Here is a 16802-nt window from a genome sequence, read left to right as displayed (position 1 = left end):
TAGCTTAACAACAATTATAATAAATTTTCACCTTTTGTTCTTTTTCGCTCCAGGCAATATAAATGTTGTTCTCTTTTCCTAAACGGTATTTAAAGCCGTTTAAACCTGATTTTTTTAGTTCCTCATAAAGTGCCTTATCTGGTGTGTATTTATCCGCCTTATCTTCGGGCATTACTGCTGGCTCCAGAAAATTATCATCACTGAAAAAGTCGTCTGCAATGGTTTTTAGGAAAATAACCTGGTCTTTCTCTTTCGAAAGGTCAACATTTGGGTCGGTATTGTTAACCAGTTCTGTTCCCTTGATTTTAGCATTGTAAATCTCTTTTCCATCAGCATTTTTGATCGTGAAATTCAACACCATTTCTTCGGGTTTTCTGCCGGTGAGTTCTATCTTAAAAGTGTCTAAACGTTTTAAATCAGAAAAAGATTTAGCCAGACTTTGGTTCACATTTTTAAACTCAATGGCATTGGTCTCTTTTTTGCCATTCGAATTACAGGCAACAAGCGCTAGAAGAAAGATAGCAAGGAAGAGCGATGTATTTCTCATATTTCAAAACTACAAATTTTATCATGTGGTTTAAAATTAAAAGGAGTGACCACCCGATAACCACAATTGAAAATCGAAATATCCATTAGGCAATTGCTGTTTAAATTATTCTGAACATTAAAATAATTTTCCTAGCCTAACGGTGTTGAAGTGTGTTTGCTTTGTTATAGATAAACTAAAATACGCAAAGATTAGCGATACCGTAAAATGTTTTGGATAGGTCAATTTTGTTATTATATTTGCGTAACTGATTACGTAATTTATGTTATGAATTTTTTTGAAGAAGTAGGCAAAGTAGCCATTGGCAGCAGGTTAAGAATGTTGACTGATAAGGTGACTGAAGATGCTGCGCAAATTTATAAGTTGTATCATATTGATATGCAGCCCAAGTGGTTTCCTGTATTTTATGCTTTAGTACAGGGAAAAGAAAAAACGATAACCGAACTGGCTAAAGATATTGGCCATTCTCACCCATCTGTCAGCAAAATTATCAGTGAGATGCTGAAAAAAGGTTATGTTAAAGAAAGTAAAGACAAGGCCGACGGGCGTAGAAATGTAGTGAGCCTTTCTAAAAAAGGAGTGGAGATCTCTAAAGAAATAAAAGATCAGCTCATTGATGTAAATGCCGCTATTGAAGAGATCTCGGCACAAGCGCAGCATAAACTTTGGGAAGCAATAGGCGAATGGGAATTTTTACTGGAGCAAAAAAACTTGTTAAGAAGGGTAATCGAAAAGAAAAAGGAAAGAGATAGTTTAAAGGTTGAAATTGTAGATTACCTGCCCAAATACCAGGAAATATTCAGATCGCTGAATGTAGAATGGATTTCAAAGTATTTTACCATGGAAGAATCTGATTATAAAGCTTTAGATGATCCTCAAGGCTATATTTTAGATCAGGGAGGTTTTATTCTTGTTGCGCTTTACGAAGGTGAACCCTTAGGCGTTTGTGCATTAATTAAGATGGATGATGACGAGTATGATTTTGAACTCGCTAAAATGGCCGTATCGCCAAAAGCCCAGGGAAAAAATGTTGGGTTTTTACTGGCGAGTGCCATTGTTGAAAAAGCAAGGTCATTAGGTGCCTCTAAAATTTATTTAGAAAGTAATACCATTTTAAAACCGGCCATAAATCTTTACCACAAATTGGGTTTTAAAAAAGTGGCAGGCAAGCCTACGCCTTACGCACGATGCAATATTCAGATGGAACTGGTGGTAAAATAGTCCGAAGTCGGCAGTCAGGAATCCGAAGAAGATTGGGCTCAAGTCATTAGCACTTAGCCATGAACCATCAAACTATCAACCAACTAATGACTAATGAACCAATAACTTACTCGTGCTTCAGTGCCTCCAATAGATTATTTAATTTCAATAAATCTTCAGGGGTGTCAATAGCAACAGTTTCAAGGTCGGTAACTTTGGTTTGGATATAAAATCCATTTTCAATCCAGCGCAGCTGTTCCAAACTTTCGGCAATCTCTAAAGAGGATGGAGGAAGTTTGGTAATGGCTTTTAACGACTCTGTGCGGTAACCGTAAATCCCGATGTGTTTATAAAACTGGTGTTTCTCTGCCCATACGCCTGGTTCACCATTTCTGATAAAAGGAATTGGGCTCCGGCTAAAATACATCGCCCGGCCATTCACATCAATCACCACTTTAGGGCTATTGGGATTGTATACACTTTCCTGACTTTGAATAGATTTGATTAATGTTGCTAACTGTACTTTTTCTTCAATAAAACAGCTTGCCAATAAATCGATCTGGGCAGGTTCGATAAAAGGTTCATCGCCTTGGATATTGATCACGATATCGTATCCTGTTAAAGTTTCAATCACTTCTGAGCACCTGTCTGTTCCGCTTTGGTGATTAGAGGAGGTAAAGATAAATTCTCCACCAAATCTGGTCACTTCATCTGCAATCCGTACATCATCGGTGGCAATTACTACTTTTGATAAGCTTTCGGCTTTCGATGCTTGCTCATAAACCCTTTGGATCATGCTTTTCCCGGCAATATCCACCAAAGGTTTTCCCGGAAAGCGGGTAGAGGCATATCGCGCCGGAATAATGCCTATAATCTTCGCATTTACTGATGAATTTTTATCAATCATATGTTATTCAGGTAAAATTGATAAAAAGCAAATACAAATATTCAACCATTTACCACAATTTAACTCCACTTCAGAGGATTGGATTAAAATAAACCGTTAATCTCCGCCTCTATAGATTGGATTACCGTTCCTAAATCTTCCGGATTATTGGTAAAATCTAATTTATCCTTATCTAAAATTAATAATTTTCCGAGTTTGTAACCTTTAATCCAGGCTTCGTATTTTTCGTTTAGTTTAGAAAGGTAATCGATACGGATACCTGCTTCGTATTCCCGGCCACGGCGCTGAATATTGTTAACCAAGGTAGGGACCGATGCACGCAGGTAAACCAATAAATCTGGTGGTTTAATAAAAGAAGTAATATTGTCAAAAATAGCCCTGTAATTATCGTGATCGCGGGTGGTCATTAAGGCCATATCGTGGAGGTTTTCTGCAAAAATATGTGCATCCTCGTAAATGGTTCTGTCCTGGATTACATTACGTTTATTAACCTCAATATCAGTGATTTGCTGAAAGCGGCTGTTCAGGAAATAAATCTGAAGATTAAAGCTCCAACGTTTCATGTCGCTGTAAAAATCTTCCAGGTAAGGGTTATTGTCCACAGCCTCGTATAAAGCTTCCCATCCATAATTCTTAGCCAATAAACCCGTTAAAGTAGTTTTACCGGCACCTATATTTCCTACAATTGCTATGTGCATATTTTTTTTCGTTTTGCGGTGAGCGTTTTGCGTAAGGCGATTATAGCGCCAACCGCCAGCCGCTTACCGTAATATTAATTAAAAACTTTTAAACCCGATTAAACTGCGAACCTCTCTGATGGTTTTTTGAGCACTTTCACGAGCCTTTAATGCACCATGTTTAGCTACCTGCCTTAAATAGGAATCATCTTTGGCAATGTCCTGAATACGCTCGCGCATTGGTGCAGTAGCGATAATCATATCTTCTGCCAGTTGCTTTTTGAAATCGCCATAACGGATCTGCATTTTGTTGTACAGGTCGTCAAAATGCTGATGGGTATCTACGCTCGATACCACTTTCATTAAATCGAAAAGATTCTGGATCGGTTCAGGTTTTGGTTGGTTCTCTTCTGTCGGACCACCATCACTAACCGCTCTCATTACTTTTTTACGAATGGTTTCGGGGTCATCTGATAAATAAACAGCATTGGCTTCACCTTCTGATTTGCCCATTTTGCCTTTTCCATCTAAGCCTGGTACTTTAACCAGTTTATCAGAGTAGCTAAAAGCGTATGGTTCAGGGAAATATTCGGTATTATACAATCTATTGAAACGGTTTCCGAAAGTACGGGCCATCTCTAAATGTTGTTCCTGATCTTTTCCAACAGGTACTTTGGTCGCCTTATGGATTAAAATATCGGCTGCCATTAATACCGGATAGGTTAATAAACCTGCATTTACGTTATCGGGGTTGGCACGTACTTTATCTTTAAAAGAAGTACTACGCTCTAATTCACCCATATAAGCGTTCATATTTAGGTATAAATATAGTTCCGCAATTTCGGGAACATCACTTTGTATATAAATAGTGCTATTTTCTGGATCGATTCCACTTGCCAGGTACTCAACCAAAACATGTTTAATATTTCCATGTAAATCGGCTGGAGTTGGATGTGTAGTTAAAGAATGTAAATCGGCGATAAAAAAGTAGCAGTTATATTCGTTCTGCATTTGAACAAAATTTTTAACTGCACCATAATAATTACCCAAATGTAATTTTCCTGTTGAGCGAATGCCACTCACCACTGTTTCTTTCATAATGGCACGAAATTAAAAATAAAATACAAGCAAATCATAATCGCCTTGATTTTAATGATAAGATTTTTAATGTGGTCGTCCTCTCGACCGAAGTGCAACGTAGCGGAGAGATCTATGTTTAGCTTTTCATAGCGCTTGGTCTCTCACGCAAAACTATATCTCCCTCTAATGGTTGGTGTCTCACCGACCACAAGATTTATTAATAGATTTGAAAATGAAAGCCAGCATTTCATAGGAGATTTCAGTCCTTCTTTCCGTTGCATTCCGCGCTGCGCTGTGGGCTTTACACTTCAATAAGATTTATAAACAAAGGTTTCTGCAAGCATGGAGCCGTTTTAACCCGCTAGCATCATCGAATCCAGAGTCCTCATCAAGCGGTCGTCCTCTCAACCGGAGCACAGCGTAGCGGAGAGATCTGTAACAATAAATCCCTTCGTGTTTGGTGTCTCACCGACCACTAAGATAATATTTTTGATTTGAAAATGAAAGTCAGCATTTCATCGGAGGCTTCAGTCCTTCTTTCTGTTTCAAGTCCTCGCTTCGCTGTGGGCTTTACACTTCAATAAGGTTTATAAACAGAGGTTTCTGCAAGCATGAGCCGTTTTAACCTGCTAGCATCATGGAATCGAGAATCCTCATCAAGCGGTCGTCTCGACCGGAGCGCAGCGAAGTGGAGAGATCTGTGAATTGGCTGTTCCTCACCACAATCTTGATCCTTAGTTTGAAATATCAAACTATTTTATATTTTTGGTATAGCTATGACCAACATTCTAAGGCAAGTACACCGGATATGGTTTCTATTCTGGATACTGTTTTTTTTCGCTCTCTTTTATCCCTTTTACTACATTACTTCATGTAATGAAAAATATTACGGTATTTTAAACTTTTTCCGTAAAGCCAATAGTTTTTTATGTAGCCTGTTTTCGGGTGTTTTTTTTCGCTACCACTACGAAGAAAAGCTTAATCCTAAACAAACTTATATTTATTGTGCCAATCATACTTCTAATCTTGATATTATGATTTTTTGCATCATGGGGCATGGAAAATTCCATTTTATGGGAAAAGATGAGTTATTGAATAATCCTGTATTGGGCATTTTCTTCAAAACCATAGATATTTCTGTAAACCGTGACAGTAAGATTTCTGCTTTTAAAGCATTTAAAAAAGCTGGCGAAAACCTTGAAAAGGGGATGAGTCTGGTCATTTTTCCAGAAGGTAAAATTGATGACCATTATCCACCGAAGTTAGGCGAATTTAAAAATGGTCCGTTTCGTTTAGCCATTGATAAAAATATTCCTCTGGTACCTGTGAGTATCACCAATGTTTGGAAAATTAATTGGGATGATGGCGCAAAGTATGGAAGTAAGCCGGGAATTTGCGATATTTACGTCCACAAACCCATAAACACCTCAACTTTGGCTGATGTTGATTCTGATGTATTGAAAGAAAGGGTTCACAGTTTGATTGAGAGCAAGTTAATTTAGAATATGAATTTAGACACAAAAACCATCCATAAAATAGCCGATCTGGCCCGAATTCATATTGATGAAAAGCAGGTGGATACACTGATCCCTGAAATGAACAAAATTTTATCATTCATGGAAAAGTTAAACGAATTGGATACCTCAAATGTAAAACCTTTGGTTTATATGAACGAATCGGTAAATGTTTGGAGGGAAGATGTAGTTAAGCAGGAAATAACTACCGCTGATGGTCTGAAAAATGCAGCAAAGCATACTGACCAATTTTTTATGGTTCCAAAAATTATTGAAAAGTAATGGTGTAATCGTCATGCTGACCTGTAGCGCAGCGGAAAGTCACGCAGTAAATTTAATTCAGCATTTTTAAGCTTAACATTTGTGTGGTAATTTTTATCCCTCTTGTAACATCTTACCCTTTACGCTTGTCTAAAAAAGAAAAAACATGGAGAAACCACTCATCACTATAAAAGAAATTGGCCGTAAATATGTTATTGGATCTGAAGTGATTCACGCTTTAAAATCAGTTTCTTTAGATATCAATAAAGGCGAATTCGTAGCATTGATGGGCCCGTCTGGTTCTGGTAAATCAACCCTGATGAATATTTTAGGCTGTTTGGATACGCCGTCAAGCGGAACATATATTTTAAATGGAACGAATGTAAGTCAAATGAGTGATGATGCCTTGGCAGAAGTACGCAACCAGGAAATTGGCTTCGTTTTCCAAACTTTTAACTTATTGCCACGATCAACATCTCTTGATAATGTTGCTTTACCTTTAATTTATGCCGGAACAAGTAAAAAGGATCGGGATGCGAGGGCAGCTAAAGCATTGGAAAATGTTGGCTTAGGCAATCGTATGGATCATAAACCCAATGAACTTTCAGGTGGTCAACGTCAGCGTGTGGCAGTGGCCAGGGCTTTAATCAATAATCCTTCTATTATTCTGGCCGATGAGCCTACCGGTAACTTAGATACCAAAACATCAATAGAAATTATGGGACTGCTTGAAGAAATTCACAGTAAAGGCAATACCATTATTTTAGTTACGCATGAGGAAGATATTGCACAGCATGCCCACCGCATTGTACGTATGCGTGATGGTTTGATTGAAAATGATTATTTAAACACTGATATAAAAAATGTATCTCCACGCTTGCAGGCATTGAAAGATAACGGTAGCGATTGGGAGAAAATAAACTAGCACTAAGGTTAAGGGCTTAGGGCGTAAGGTTTAAGGCTTTTAAAACCCTATACCTTAAACCTTTTGCCTTTAACCTTTCTAAATGAAAATCTACACTAAAACTGGCGATAAGGGCCAAACATCACTTATTGGTGGTACGCGTGTACCTAAATATCATTTACGTATCGAAACCTATGGTACTGTTGACGAGTTAAATTCGCACATCGGTTTAATTATGTGTCAGGATATTGAGGCGTACGACCAGAAACTGCTAAAAGAAATTCAGGATAGGTTATTTACCATTGGTTCATCGCTGGCTGCAGACCCGGAAACATCTAAAATGAAGATCCCCGATCTGCACGATACTGATATTACCCTGTTGGAAAATGAGATGGATCTAATGAACGAAAAGTTGCCTGCCTTGAAACATTTTGTGCTACCTGGCGGAAATACTGTTGTTTCTTACTGCCATATTGCACGCTGTGTTTGCAGAAGGGCAGAACGTTTGACAGTCGCGCTTGCAGAAAATAGCTTTGTAGATGAGCGGGTAACAGTTTATCTGAATCGTTTAAGCGATTATTTATTTGTTTTGGCACGAAAACTGTCGGTCTATTTTGAGGCTGAAGAAAACATTTGGATTCCTCGGGTATAATAGTGGAAAAATAAGTTTGTTTTGCTCAAAAATTTTAATATACTTTGCGCAATAATAAGAATAGGAATTTAATTGAATTGACGATATGTATTGGACATTAGAATTAGCATCGCACTTGGAAGACGCACCATGGCCTGCAACTAAAGACGAATTAATTGATTATGGTATCCGCTCTGGTGCCCCGGTAGAAGTAATTGAAAACTTACAGGCATTAGAAGATGATGGCGAGCCTTATGAAACTATTGAGGAAATTTGGCCTGACTACCCAACTAAAGAAGATTTCTTCTTTAACGAGGACGAATACTAGGATTTTAAAACAGATAAAAGAACCTTTCAGTAAAACTGGAAGGTTTTTTTGTTTATTATTTTAATGGTGTAAATCAGTTGGATAAGCAAAATATTTACATTTTTTAAACAAAATCTAAAAGCCGTGTGTTAATAATGCAAAATGTAACTTACTAAAAAAATTAACACTATGGGAAATTTATTGTATTTAGTCGCAGTAGTATTGGTAATACTATGGGTGATCGGATTTGTATTTCATGGCTTCGGCGATGTTGGTGGTATCATCCACGTATTATTGGTAATCGCAGTAATTGCCATCTTATTAAAAGTAATTGGCAGGGCGGCGTAAAAATATATCGCACCGACATTCATTCGTTCAGAAGTAGGGAACACTTTGAAAATAGATGGATTAAAAAAAGGAGTTTCATTTTTAGAACTCCTTTTTTTGCGACCGTCATGCTATTTCTTACAAGTTAAAAATATTGTTATCAATTGTATTGTAGCTACTACATGGTTACATATTCTATAAAATAGACCCCTGAAATGAATTACCTTTGGCAGACCGCTAAAGGTCTGCTATTAATGACGGATTCCAATAAAGGTTCGTCATCTCGATCCGATAGCTATCGGATGAAGTGCAGCGCAACGGAGAGATCTTTTTAAAGAAAAATATCGAAATGAAATTTAAAGATTTCTCCACTACGGTCGAAATGACGATACTTCGGAGCTGTTTATCTCCTTAAAATCCACTATTATTTATATTGATTTTTACAAAATAAATTATTCATCATGGTGAGAGCAAGTTTTTAAAATAACAGCAGAACTTCTCTCTAAGGGTATATTTTTTCGAATTTAAACTTTTAGCTCTTCAATAATAACTCTGCCAGTTCAAGATCAATTGGGTAGGTGATTTTAATATTTCCTCTTTCTCCTTCGATGATATTAATCTCATACCCGATAGATTCTACCACACTTGCATCGTCGGTGAAATGGGCTTTAAACTCCTGGTTGTAGGCTTCTTTAAGAATATTATGGCTAAAAGTTTGAGGTGTTTGAACCAGAAAGATTTCATCACGATTTAATGCCGTTGTTTTGTCGTTTCTAAGCAAGCGTACGCTATCGCTGGATTGTACTGCGGCAATAACATTTCCCTGTAGCTCTGCTGCTTTAAAACACGTGTCTATAAGAGATTTGGAAACGAGTGGACGTACAGCATCGTGAATGGCAATGTAACTTTCCTCATCAATAGCTGAGATTGCATTTTTTACAGAGTAAAAACGCTCTGTTCCGCCGTCGATAACCTGATGCGGGATGTGGAAATTAAATTCTTCGCATAATCTGGCCCAGTAAGCCTGCTGATCTTTGTTTAGGACTAATAAAATTTTAGGTTGAGTATCGCTTTGTGCAAAAGCTTTTATCGTATGCATTAAAACCGGAAGGTTTTTGAGCAGTAGAAATTGTTTTGGGGTTTCTGTTTGCATCCGATTGCCAGAACCGCCTGCTACAATTATAGCGTAGTATTTCATTTTTGAAGATATGAGATGATAGATTTGAGATATGAGACCTGATTAACTCAAATCTCATATCTCAATACTCAAATCTATATAATTAGCATGGCATCGCCATAGCTGTAAAATTTATATTTTTCTTTTACTGCAACTTCGTAAGCATTCATTACATTTTCATATCCGCCAAATGCACTAACCATCATCAATAAAGTAGATTCCGGAGTGTGGAAATTGGTAATCATTGAGTTAGCAATACTAAAGTCGTAAGGAGGGAAGATGAACTTACTGGTCCAGTCGTTAGCTGCTTTTAAGGTTCTGTTAGCAGAAACAGCCGATTCGATAGCACGCATTGAAGTTGTTCCTACAGCACAGATTTTTCTTTTATCCTCTAAAGCTTTGTTTACAATGTTCGCATCTTTTGGTTCGATGATAAACTGCTCCGAATCCATTTTATGTTTGGTCAGGTCTTCAACCTCAACGGTTCTGAAAGTTCCTAAACCAACATGTAAAGTTACTTCTGCAAATTCTACACCTTTAAGCTCAAGGCGTTTCATTAGCTCACGGCTAAAGTGTAAACCAGCAGTTGGAGCTGCTACTGCACCCTCGTGTTTAGCAAAAATGGTTTGATAACGTTCTTTATCCTCGGCGGTAGCTTTACGTTTGATATATTTAGGAAGAGGAGTTTCGCCTAAAATTTCAACGTTTTTTCTGAATTCTTCGTCAGTTCCTTCGAATAAGAAACGGATAGTACGACCACGTGATGTGGTATTATCTACAACTTCGGCAACCAATAAATCGTCGTCGCCAAAATATAATTTATTGCCTACGCGGATTTTACGTGCCGGATCTACTAAAACATCCCATAAACGTAATTCCTTGTTTAATTCACGTAGTAAGAAAACCTCGATGGTTGCACCGGTTTTTTCTTTATTGCCGTATAAACGGGCTGGGAAAACCTTCGTGTTGTTTAATATCATTACGTCTTTGTCATCGAAATAACCTAAAACGTCTTTGAAAATTTTATGTTCAATTTTACCGCTGTCTTTGTGTAAAACCATCAGGCGAGCTTCATCGCGTTGTTCTGCCGGATTGTTGGCAACTAATGATTCAGGTAAGTTGAATTTGAATTGTGATAATTTCATTCTTGATGAATTTTTTGAGGTGCAAAAATACGAATTTAATTTTTCTTTTTCGTATTTTATCAAACGCAATTTGTGTATATTATGTTTTGAACATTTTAAATCAAATAATACAGTGCGATTAATGCATTTGTAGACGTAAAATTAATTAGTTTTGAAGATAAGCTGTAACCTTTTGAGAGGCTTTGCATCTAACCTTTAATTATGATAATCTTTAGGCTAATAGGCGAGAGTTTCCGTTTTGCATTTGATGCATTGCGCCAGAATAAATTACGCACCATGTTATCGCTTTTGGCTATAACAATTGGCATTTTTACCATTATTGCCGTATTTTCTGCAGTAGATACTTTTCGTGGTAAATTGCAGGCCAGTGTAGATAAATTAGGTTCTAACACCATTTATGTTCAAAAGTGGCCCTGGAGTTTTGGCGATAATTACCCATGGTGGAAATATATGAACCGTCCTCAGCCTTCGTTGCGCGATTTTGAAGCCCTGCGGGAAAGAATTGAAAATGCACAAGGCGTTACCTTCGAAATATCGACCAGCGATAGGACCATCAAGTACAGAAGCAGTTCGGTTGAAGGGATTTCAGTATGGGCGGCGTCTCACGATTTTAATAAAACCTGGAATTTTGAGCTTCAGGATGGCCGGTATTTTACTGAAAATGAAAGTAAAAACGGATCTCCGGTTTGTATTTTAGGTTCTGATATCGCCGATGGACTTTTTGATGGAGATGCGGCGGTAGGTAAACAGGTTCAGATTTTAGGAAGAAGATTGACTGTTGTAGGCGTTTTTAAAAAAGAAGGGGAAGATATGTTGGGTACTTCTCTTGATAAAAATGTAAATATTCCCATTGCTTTTGCAAAAGGTATTTTAGATATCCAGAGTGAACGTTATGGTCCGCAAATTACCGTTCGTGGTAAGGATAATGTGAGTTTAGAAGAAGTGGAAAGCGAATTGAAAGGCTTAATGCGCTCCATCCATAGAATTAAACCTGGCCAGGAAGAAGATTTTGCGTTAAATAAAACGACCATTATTTCCAACCAGTTAGATTCGATGTTTAAAATGGTAAATATTGCCGGTTGGGTTATTGGTGGGTTTTCGATTTTGGTTGGTGGTTTTAGTATCGCCAATATCATGTTTGTATCAGTTAAGGAGCGTACCAATATTATCGGTATCCAGAAATCATTGGGTGCGAAAAATTATTTCATCCTGCTTCAATTCATATTCGAATCCATTTCGTTATGTATTTTAGGTGGTTTGCTGGGTTTATTACTAGTTTTTTTACTCGCACTGGGGATTGGTGCTGCCACAGATTTCCATATTATATTGGGTATGAATAATATTGCCTTGGGTATTGGAATATCGATTATTATTGGCACGATATCTGGTTTTTGGCCGGCATATTCAGCATCAAGATTAGATCCGGTAGAGGCGATTAGAAGTTAATTCAGTTGGTAGTTTTTAGTTAGCAATTTGCAGTTGTCTGCACTTACCGTAGTGAATAAACCTTATTGAAGTGGAAGCCCGCAGCATAGCGAGGAATATAACGGAAAGAAGGACTGGATTCTCCGATGGGATGCTTGCTTTCATTTTCAAAGTATAAAGAAATACTCTTATGAGGTCTGAATTAAATAAGAAGATTTCTGGCGATAAAATCGCCTTTCTCATTAATCCTCGTTACAAACGAGGACTATAGTAGTTGACAGTTTTTAGTTTTCAGTTGCAATGCCCATTGTTCATAAACCTTATTGCAGTGGAAAGCCCACAGCGCAGCGAGGACTTGCAACGGAAAGAAGGGCTGAAACCTCCGATGAAATGCTGGCTTTCATTTTCAAATCAAAAATATTATTCTAGTGGTCAGTGAGGAACCAAACACAAAGGGATTTGTTGTTATAGATCTCTCTACTACGCTGTGCTCCTGTCGAGATGACGGCCTGGAGATGGGAATGTAGTCAAGATGATGATCATACTATAGAAAATAAAACCCCTCGCTAAATTTAATAACGAGGGGTTTTTATTATATTAAGTCAACTGAAAACAGCCAATTGCAAAAGACTAGGCTAATTTACCTAAAGCTTCTTTAATTCTTCTTAGTGCTTCAACTAAACTTTCGTCGGATGCTGCATAAGATAAACGGATATAGTTATTGTTTCCAAACGAATCGCCACCAACGGTCGCAACGTGACCAACGTTTAATAAATATAAAGCTAAATCTGATGAATCTTTAATTACGTTTCCATCTGCATCTTTTTTACCAAAGAAAGAACTGATTTCAGGGAAGAAGTAAAATGCCCCATCAGGAAGATTTGTTTTTACCCCTGGAATTTCGTTTAACAGGTTATAAACCAATTCTCTACGGCGTAAAAATGCTTCTTTCATTTCTAAAACACTTGCTAAACCTTGCTCGTAAGCAACAATTCCTGCTCTTTGTGCAATAGAACATGTTCCAGAAGTTGTTTGTCCTTGCAATTTATCGTTAGCGGCTGCAATTTCTTTATTGGCTGCAATGTAACCTAATCTCCAGCCTGTCATGGCGAAAGCTTTAGAGAAACCATTAACAATGATTACGCGGTCTTTAATGCTGTCGAATTGAGCAATCGACTCATGTTTATCAACAAAGTTGATGTGTTCATAAATCTCATCAGATAAGATATAGATATCAGGATGTTTTTCGAAAACGGCCACCAACGCTGCTAATTCTTCTTTGCTGTAGACCGAACCTGTTGGGTTACAAGGCGAAGAAAACATAAATAATTTCGATTTCGGCGTAATTGCTGCTTCTAATTGTTCAGGAGTAATTTTGAAATCGCTTTCGATATCCGTGTCAATAAAAACAGATTTTCCTTCCGCCAGCGTTACCATTTCTGAGTAAGAAACCCAGTAAGGCGTTGGAATAATTACTTCATCGTCCTGATCTATCAAGGTTAAAATAACATTTGATAGAGATTGTTTTGCACCTGTTGAAACAACGATTTGCGAAATATCATAATCCAGGTTGTTTTCTGTTTTTAACTTGTTTACGATTGCCTGGCGCAGGTCTGGATAGCCGGGTACCGGCGAATAACGTGTATAATTTTCGTCTAATGCCTGTTTAGCAGCATTTTTGACATGATCGGGTGTATTGAAATCGGGTTCGCCAACGCTTAAACTAATGATGTTAATACCCTTAGACGCTAATTCGCGACCAAGTTTAGTCATTTTAAGGGTTGCAGATTCGGAAAGGTTGTTGATTCTTTTGGATAAGGTGCTCATGGTTAATTACTTTGAGCGCAAATATATAAACCAAATATTATTCTGCACTAAAAAAGACATAGTTTTTCTTATTTAATTTATTCGATAAGCGTATTTTTGAAAAAAATATCCTTGTGTCGGTAAAAAAGAAAGCGATAATAATTTCTCTGGTGGTGAGTGTGGTGCTGATGCTGGCCAAGTTTGCAGCGTATTTTATTACGGGATCAAACGCAATCTTAACAGATGCAGCGGAGAGTATTGTAAACGTAATAGCGGGCAGTTTCGCCTTTTATAGCATCTATCTGAGTACGCAACCCCGCGACGAAAATCATCCATATGGACATGGAAAAGTTGAATTTTTCTCTGCCTTTGTTGAAGGAATATTGATTTTGATTGCGGGCGTGGTGATTATTTTCAAATCATCGTACAACTTTATTTATCCTCATGTAGTGGGTGAGCTTTTAACCGGAACGCTGATCATTGGTATTACTGGCTTGATTAATCTGATTGTTGGTTTGTATCTTATAAACGTTGGTAAAGATGAACATTCGGTTACCTTGCAGGCTGATGGCAAACATTTATTAACTGATACTTATACAAGCGGTGCAATTGTGATTGGATTAATCTTAATTCAGCTGACAAATATTATTTGGTTGGATAGCTTACTCTCCTTCTTTGTAGGCTTTTACATTGTTTATTCTGGTTATAAACTCACCCGTGGTTCGGTGGGTGGTTTAATGGATGAAAGCGATTTTATCCTGGTTGAAGAAGTAGTAGATGTTTTGCAGAAGAACAGGCACAATCCATGGATTGATGTACATAACCTGCGTACGCAGCAATATGGCCCTGAATTTCACATCGATTGCCACGTAACGTTGCCCTATTATTTTGACTTAAATAAGGTTCACCGGGAAATCTCGCAGATTGATGAATTGATCAATAAAAATGGCGTTCGTAAAGCAGAGCTTTTTATACATGCAGATCCATGTTTGCCCGAATGCTGTAATTATTGCCACATGAGCGAATGTCCGGTGAGGGCAGAGGCTTTTAAAAAAGAAATTGTGTGGACACCTGAAATTGTAATCAAAAATAAAAAGCATTTCGAAAATGAGCTACTTTAATGTCAGGGTTTATGGATTGTTAATTAACCAGAATAACGAGGTTTTGGTAAGTGATGAAGAGGAATATGGTTTTCGTTTCAGCAAATTTCCGGGTGGTGGTTTAGAGTTTGGTGAAGGTTTAATTGACGGATTAAAACGTGAGTTTGTGGAAGAGTGTAACGCCAAAATTGAAGTATTGTCTCATTTTTATACCACAGATTTTTTTGAAAAATCTTCATTTAATGATAGCCAGGTGATTAGCGTGTATTATCTCGTTAAAGAAAAAGCTCCCTTGCTATTGGCCTTTAAGGATACGATTTACGATTTCGATGGATCAGGCGAAATTCTTCAGGCTTTCAGGTGGGTAAAAATTGAAGATTTAAACATCGGAGATATCACCTTTAAAACAGATAAAACTGTAGCTCAGCTTTTAAAAAATCAATATTCAGTTAAAGTATAATTATGATGTCTGATAATTCCCAAGTTTCCACTTCTTTTTCCGAACTCAATCTAACAGAACGCGATAAAAAGGTGATCTGGCATCCTTATACCCAAATGAAGAATGCGTTGCCGCACATCCCGATTGTGAGAGGTGAAGGGGTGTACGTTTTTGATGAGAACGGAAAACGGTATATCGATGCGGTTTCATCCTGGTGGGTGAATATTCATGGCCATTCACACCCTCACATCGCACAAAAAGTAGCCGAACAGCTCACTGTACTCGAACATGTAATTTTTGCAGGTTTTACACACGAGCCAGCTGTACTACTTGCGGAAAGGCTCTTGCCCATATTGCCTGGCAAACAAGATAAAGTTTTTTATACTGATAACGGATCAACAGCAGTAGAGGTAGCCTTAAAAATGTGCCTGCAGTACTGGGACAATAAAGGTACTCCTAAAACGAAGATTTTAGCTTTTAAAAATGCCTATCACGGCGATACTTTTGGCGCCATGTCAGTAAGTGGGCGCAGTATTTTTACCGATGCTTTTACTAGTTTATTATTCGATGTTGAGTTTATCGATCTGCCCGATGAGAGCAATATCTCACACCTTACATCTCACATCTCAAACCTTACAGATACCGCTTGTTTCATCTTCGAACCCCTAATTTTAGGTTCGGGTGGAATGTTGATGTACGAGGCCAAATATCTTGATGAACTGGTTGCTGCCTGTAAAAAAGCAGGTATCTTAATTATTGCTGATGAGGTAATGACGGGCTTTGGCCGGACAGGCACTTACTTCGCCTGCGAGAAATTAGAACACAAACCTGATATTATTTGTTTGAGTAAAGGTTTAACAGGCGGTACTATGCCTTTAGGTATCACGACCTGCACCGATGAAATATTTGAAGCCTTTTTAAGTGATGATAAATTAAAAACATTATACCACGGACATTCTTTTACTGCTAACCCGATTGCCTGTGTAGCATCTTTAGCAAGTTTAGATATTTTATTGCAGGAAGAAACACTGGCCAATATTAAAAGGATAGAGGCTAAACACGCTTTGTTTTTACAGGAGATTAAAGCGCATCCTAAAGTTAAAGCAGTTAGGCAAACCGGTACCATTATCGCTATTGAGTGGGAAACAGGAAATGAAACTTCTTATTTAAGTAATTTGCGTAATTTATTGTATGCCTACTTTTTAGATAAGGGGATTATATTAAGGCCATTGGGCAATATTATTTATATCCTTCCACCATATATAATCAGCGATGAAGATCTGGATTATATTTATACATCCATAAAATCGGCTTTAGAAGAAGTATAGGTGCTTTTAGGTCGTAGCGAGACGCTA

18 protein-coding genes are annotated in these 16802 nt (G+C 37.7%); 11 read left to right on the top strand and 7 right to left on the bottom strand.

Going from position 1 to position 16802, the window contains the following annotated elements; genetic code table 11:
* Positions 1 to 4: 4 nt before the first annotated feature.
* Positions 5 to 547, bottom strand: coding sequence for a hypothetical protein (locus IM793_RS20080; RefSeq protein WP_193424447.1), 543 nt, complete (start codon positions 545 to 547; stop codon positions 5 to 7).
* A gap of 267 nt (positions 548 to 814) precedes the next feature.
* Between IM793_RS20080 and IM793_RS20075 the strand changes: the two genes are divergently transcribed.
* Positions 815 to 1768, top strand: coding sequence for a GNAT family N-acetyltransferase (locus tag IM793_RS20075; RefSeq protein ID WP_193424445.1), 954 nt, complete (start codon positions 815 to 817; stop codon positions 1766 to 1768).
* A gap of 106 nt (positions 1769 to 1874) precedes the next feature.
* On the opposite strand, the gene kdsB is transcribed toward IM793_RS20075, so the two are convergent.
* From kdsB to trpS, 3 genes are all read right to left on the bottom strand, one after another.
* Positions 1875 to 2654, bottom strand: a complete 780-nt coding sequence (gene kdsB / locus IM793_RS20070; RefSeq protein WP_193424443.1) for a 3-deoxy-manno-octulosonate cytidylyltransferase — start codon at positions 2652 to 2654, stop codon at positions 1875 to 1877.
* Between the two features lie 83 nt (positions 2655 to 2737).
* Positions 2738 to 3352, bottom strand: coding sequence for a deoxynucleoside kinase (locus IM793_RS20065; RefSeq protein ID WP_090500686.1), 615 nt, complete (start codon positions 3350 to 3352; stop codon positions 2738 to 2740).
* 78 nt (positions 3353 to 3430) lie between these two features.
* Positions 3431 to 4429, bottom strand: a complete 999-nt coding sequence (gene trpS, locus IM793_RS20060) for a tryptophan--tRNA ligase (RefSeq protein ID WP_132397380.1) — start codon at positions 4427 to 4429, stop codon at positions 3431 to 3433.
* A 758-nt stretch (positions 4430 to 5187) separates the two neighbouring features.
* Here trpS and IM793_RS20055 point away from each other — a divergent pair.
* From IM793_RS20055 to IM793_RS20030, 6 genes are all read left to right on the top strand, one after another.
* Positions 5188 to 5913, top strand: coding sequence for a 1-acyl-sn-glycerol-3-phosphate acyltransferase (locus tag IM793_RS20055; protein WP_193424441.1), 726 nt, complete (start codon positions 5188 to 5190; stop codon positions 5911 to 5913).
* Positions 5914 to 5916: 3 nt separating this feature from the next.
* Positions 5917 to 6207, top strand: coding sequence for an Asp-tRNA(Asn)/Glu-tRNA(Gln) amidotransferase subunit GatC (gene gatC, locus IM793_RS20050; protein ID WP_193424439.1), 291 nt, complete (start codon positions 5917 to 5919; stop codon positions 6205 to 6207).
* A 145-nt stretch (positions 6208 to 6352) separates the two neighbouring features.
* Positions 6353 to 7111: an ABC transporter ATP-binding protein gene (locus tag IM793_RS20045; RefSeq protein WP_121283302.1), complete on the top strand. Its 759-nt coding sequence runs from the start codon at positions 6353 to 6355 to the stop codon at positions 7109 to 7111.
* Positions 7112 to 7193: 82 nt separating this feature from the next.
* A complete protein-coding gene (locus tag IM793_RS20040; protein WP_193424419.1) occupies positions 7194 to 7742 on the top strand; it encodes a cob(I)yrinic acid a,c-diamide adenosyltransferase in 549 nt (182 codons plus the stop codon).
* Between the two features lie 85 nt (positions 7743 to 7827).
* Entirely contained in the window at positions 7828 to 8049 is a 222-nt protein-coding gene (locus tag IM793_RS20035) for a DUF2795 domain-containing protein (protein ID WP_010603503.1), read from the top strand.
* A 168-nt stretch (positions 8050 to 8217) separates the two neighbouring features.
* On the top strand, positions 8218 to 8376 hold the full coding sequence (locus IM793_RS20030) for a lmo0937 family membrane protein (RefSeq protein WP_109924584.1): 159 nt from the start codon (positions 8218 to 8220) through the stop codon (positions 8374 to 8376).
* A 511-nt stretch (positions 8377 to 8887) separates the two neighbouring features.
* Here the strand turns inward: IM793_RS20030 and IM793_RS20025 are convergent.
* Positions 8888 to 9553, bottom strand: a complete 666-nt coding sequence (locus tag IM793_RS20025) for a 2-C-methyl-D-erythritol 4-phosphate cytidylyltransferase (RefSeq protein WP_193424417.1) — start codon at positions 9551 to 9553, stop codon at positions 8888 to 8890.
* 74 nt (positions 9554 to 9627) lie between these two features.
* The gene (queA, locus tag IM793_RS20020) at positions 9628 to 10677 is read right to left on the bottom strand and encodes a tRNA preQ1(34) S-adenosylmethionine ribosyltransferase-isomerase QueA (protein WP_121283305.1); all 1050 of its coding nucleotides are present in this window, start codon (positions 10675 to 10677) and stop codon (positions 9628 to 9630) included.
* Positions 10678 to 10878: 201 nt separating this feature from the next.
* On the opposite strand from queA, the gene IM793_RS20015 reads away from it, so the two are divergent.
* Complete coding sequence (locus IM793_RS20015) at positions 10879 to 12123, top strand: ABC transporter permease (protein ID WP_193424415.1); 1245 nt, start codon at positions 10879 to 10881, stop codon at positions 12121 to 12123.
* 609 nt (positions 12124 to 12732) lie between these two features.
* Here the strand turns inward: IM793_RS20015 and IM793_RS20010 are convergent.
* On the bottom strand, positions 12733 to 13929 hold the full coding sequence (locus IM793_RS20010) for a pyridoxal phosphate-dependent aminotransferase (protein WP_193424413.1): 1197 nt from the start codon (positions 13927 to 13929) through the stop codon (positions 12733 to 12735).
* A 113-nt stretch (positions 13930 to 14042) separates the two neighbouring features.
* On the opposite strand from IM793_RS20010, the gene IM793_RS20005 reads away from it, so the two are divergent.
* The 3 genes from IM793_RS20005 to bioA are packed head-to-tail and all read left to right on the top strand — an operon-like array spanning position 14043 to position 16775.
* Positions 14043 to 15029 (top strand): cation diffusion facilitator family transporter, encoded by a 987-nt coding sequence (locus tag IM793_RS20005; RefSeq protein ID WP_193424411.1) that lies wholly within the window; start codon positions 14043 to 14045, stop codon positions 15027 to 15029.
* Entirely contained in the window at positions 15016 to 15468 is a 453-nt protein-coding gene (locus IM793_RS20000; protein WP_193424409.1) for an NUDIX domain-containing protein, read from the top strand. The genes IM793_RS20005 and IM793_RS20000 overlap by 14 nt, the downstream gene beginning before the upstream one ends.
* 5 nt (positions 15469 to 15473) lie before the next feature.
* Positions 15474 to 16775: an adenosylmethionine--8-amino-7-oxononanoate transaminase gene (bioA, locus tag IM793_RS19995; protein WP_193424407.1), complete on the top strand. Its 1302-nt coding sequence runs from the start codon at positions 15474 to 15476 to the stop codon at positions 16773 to 16775.
* Positions 16776 to 16802: the final 27 nt, after the last annotated feature.

The sequence above is a fragment of the Pedobacter sp. MR2016-19 genome (genome assembly GCF_014947265.1).
In the GTDB taxonomy this organism is placed as follows: domain Bacteria; phylum Bacteroidota; class Bacteroidia; order Sphingobacteriales; family Sphingobacteriaceae; genus Pedobacter.
The sequence above is the reverse complement of the archived record's forward strand: the minus strand, read 5'-3'. Positions and strand labels throughout refer to the sequence as shown.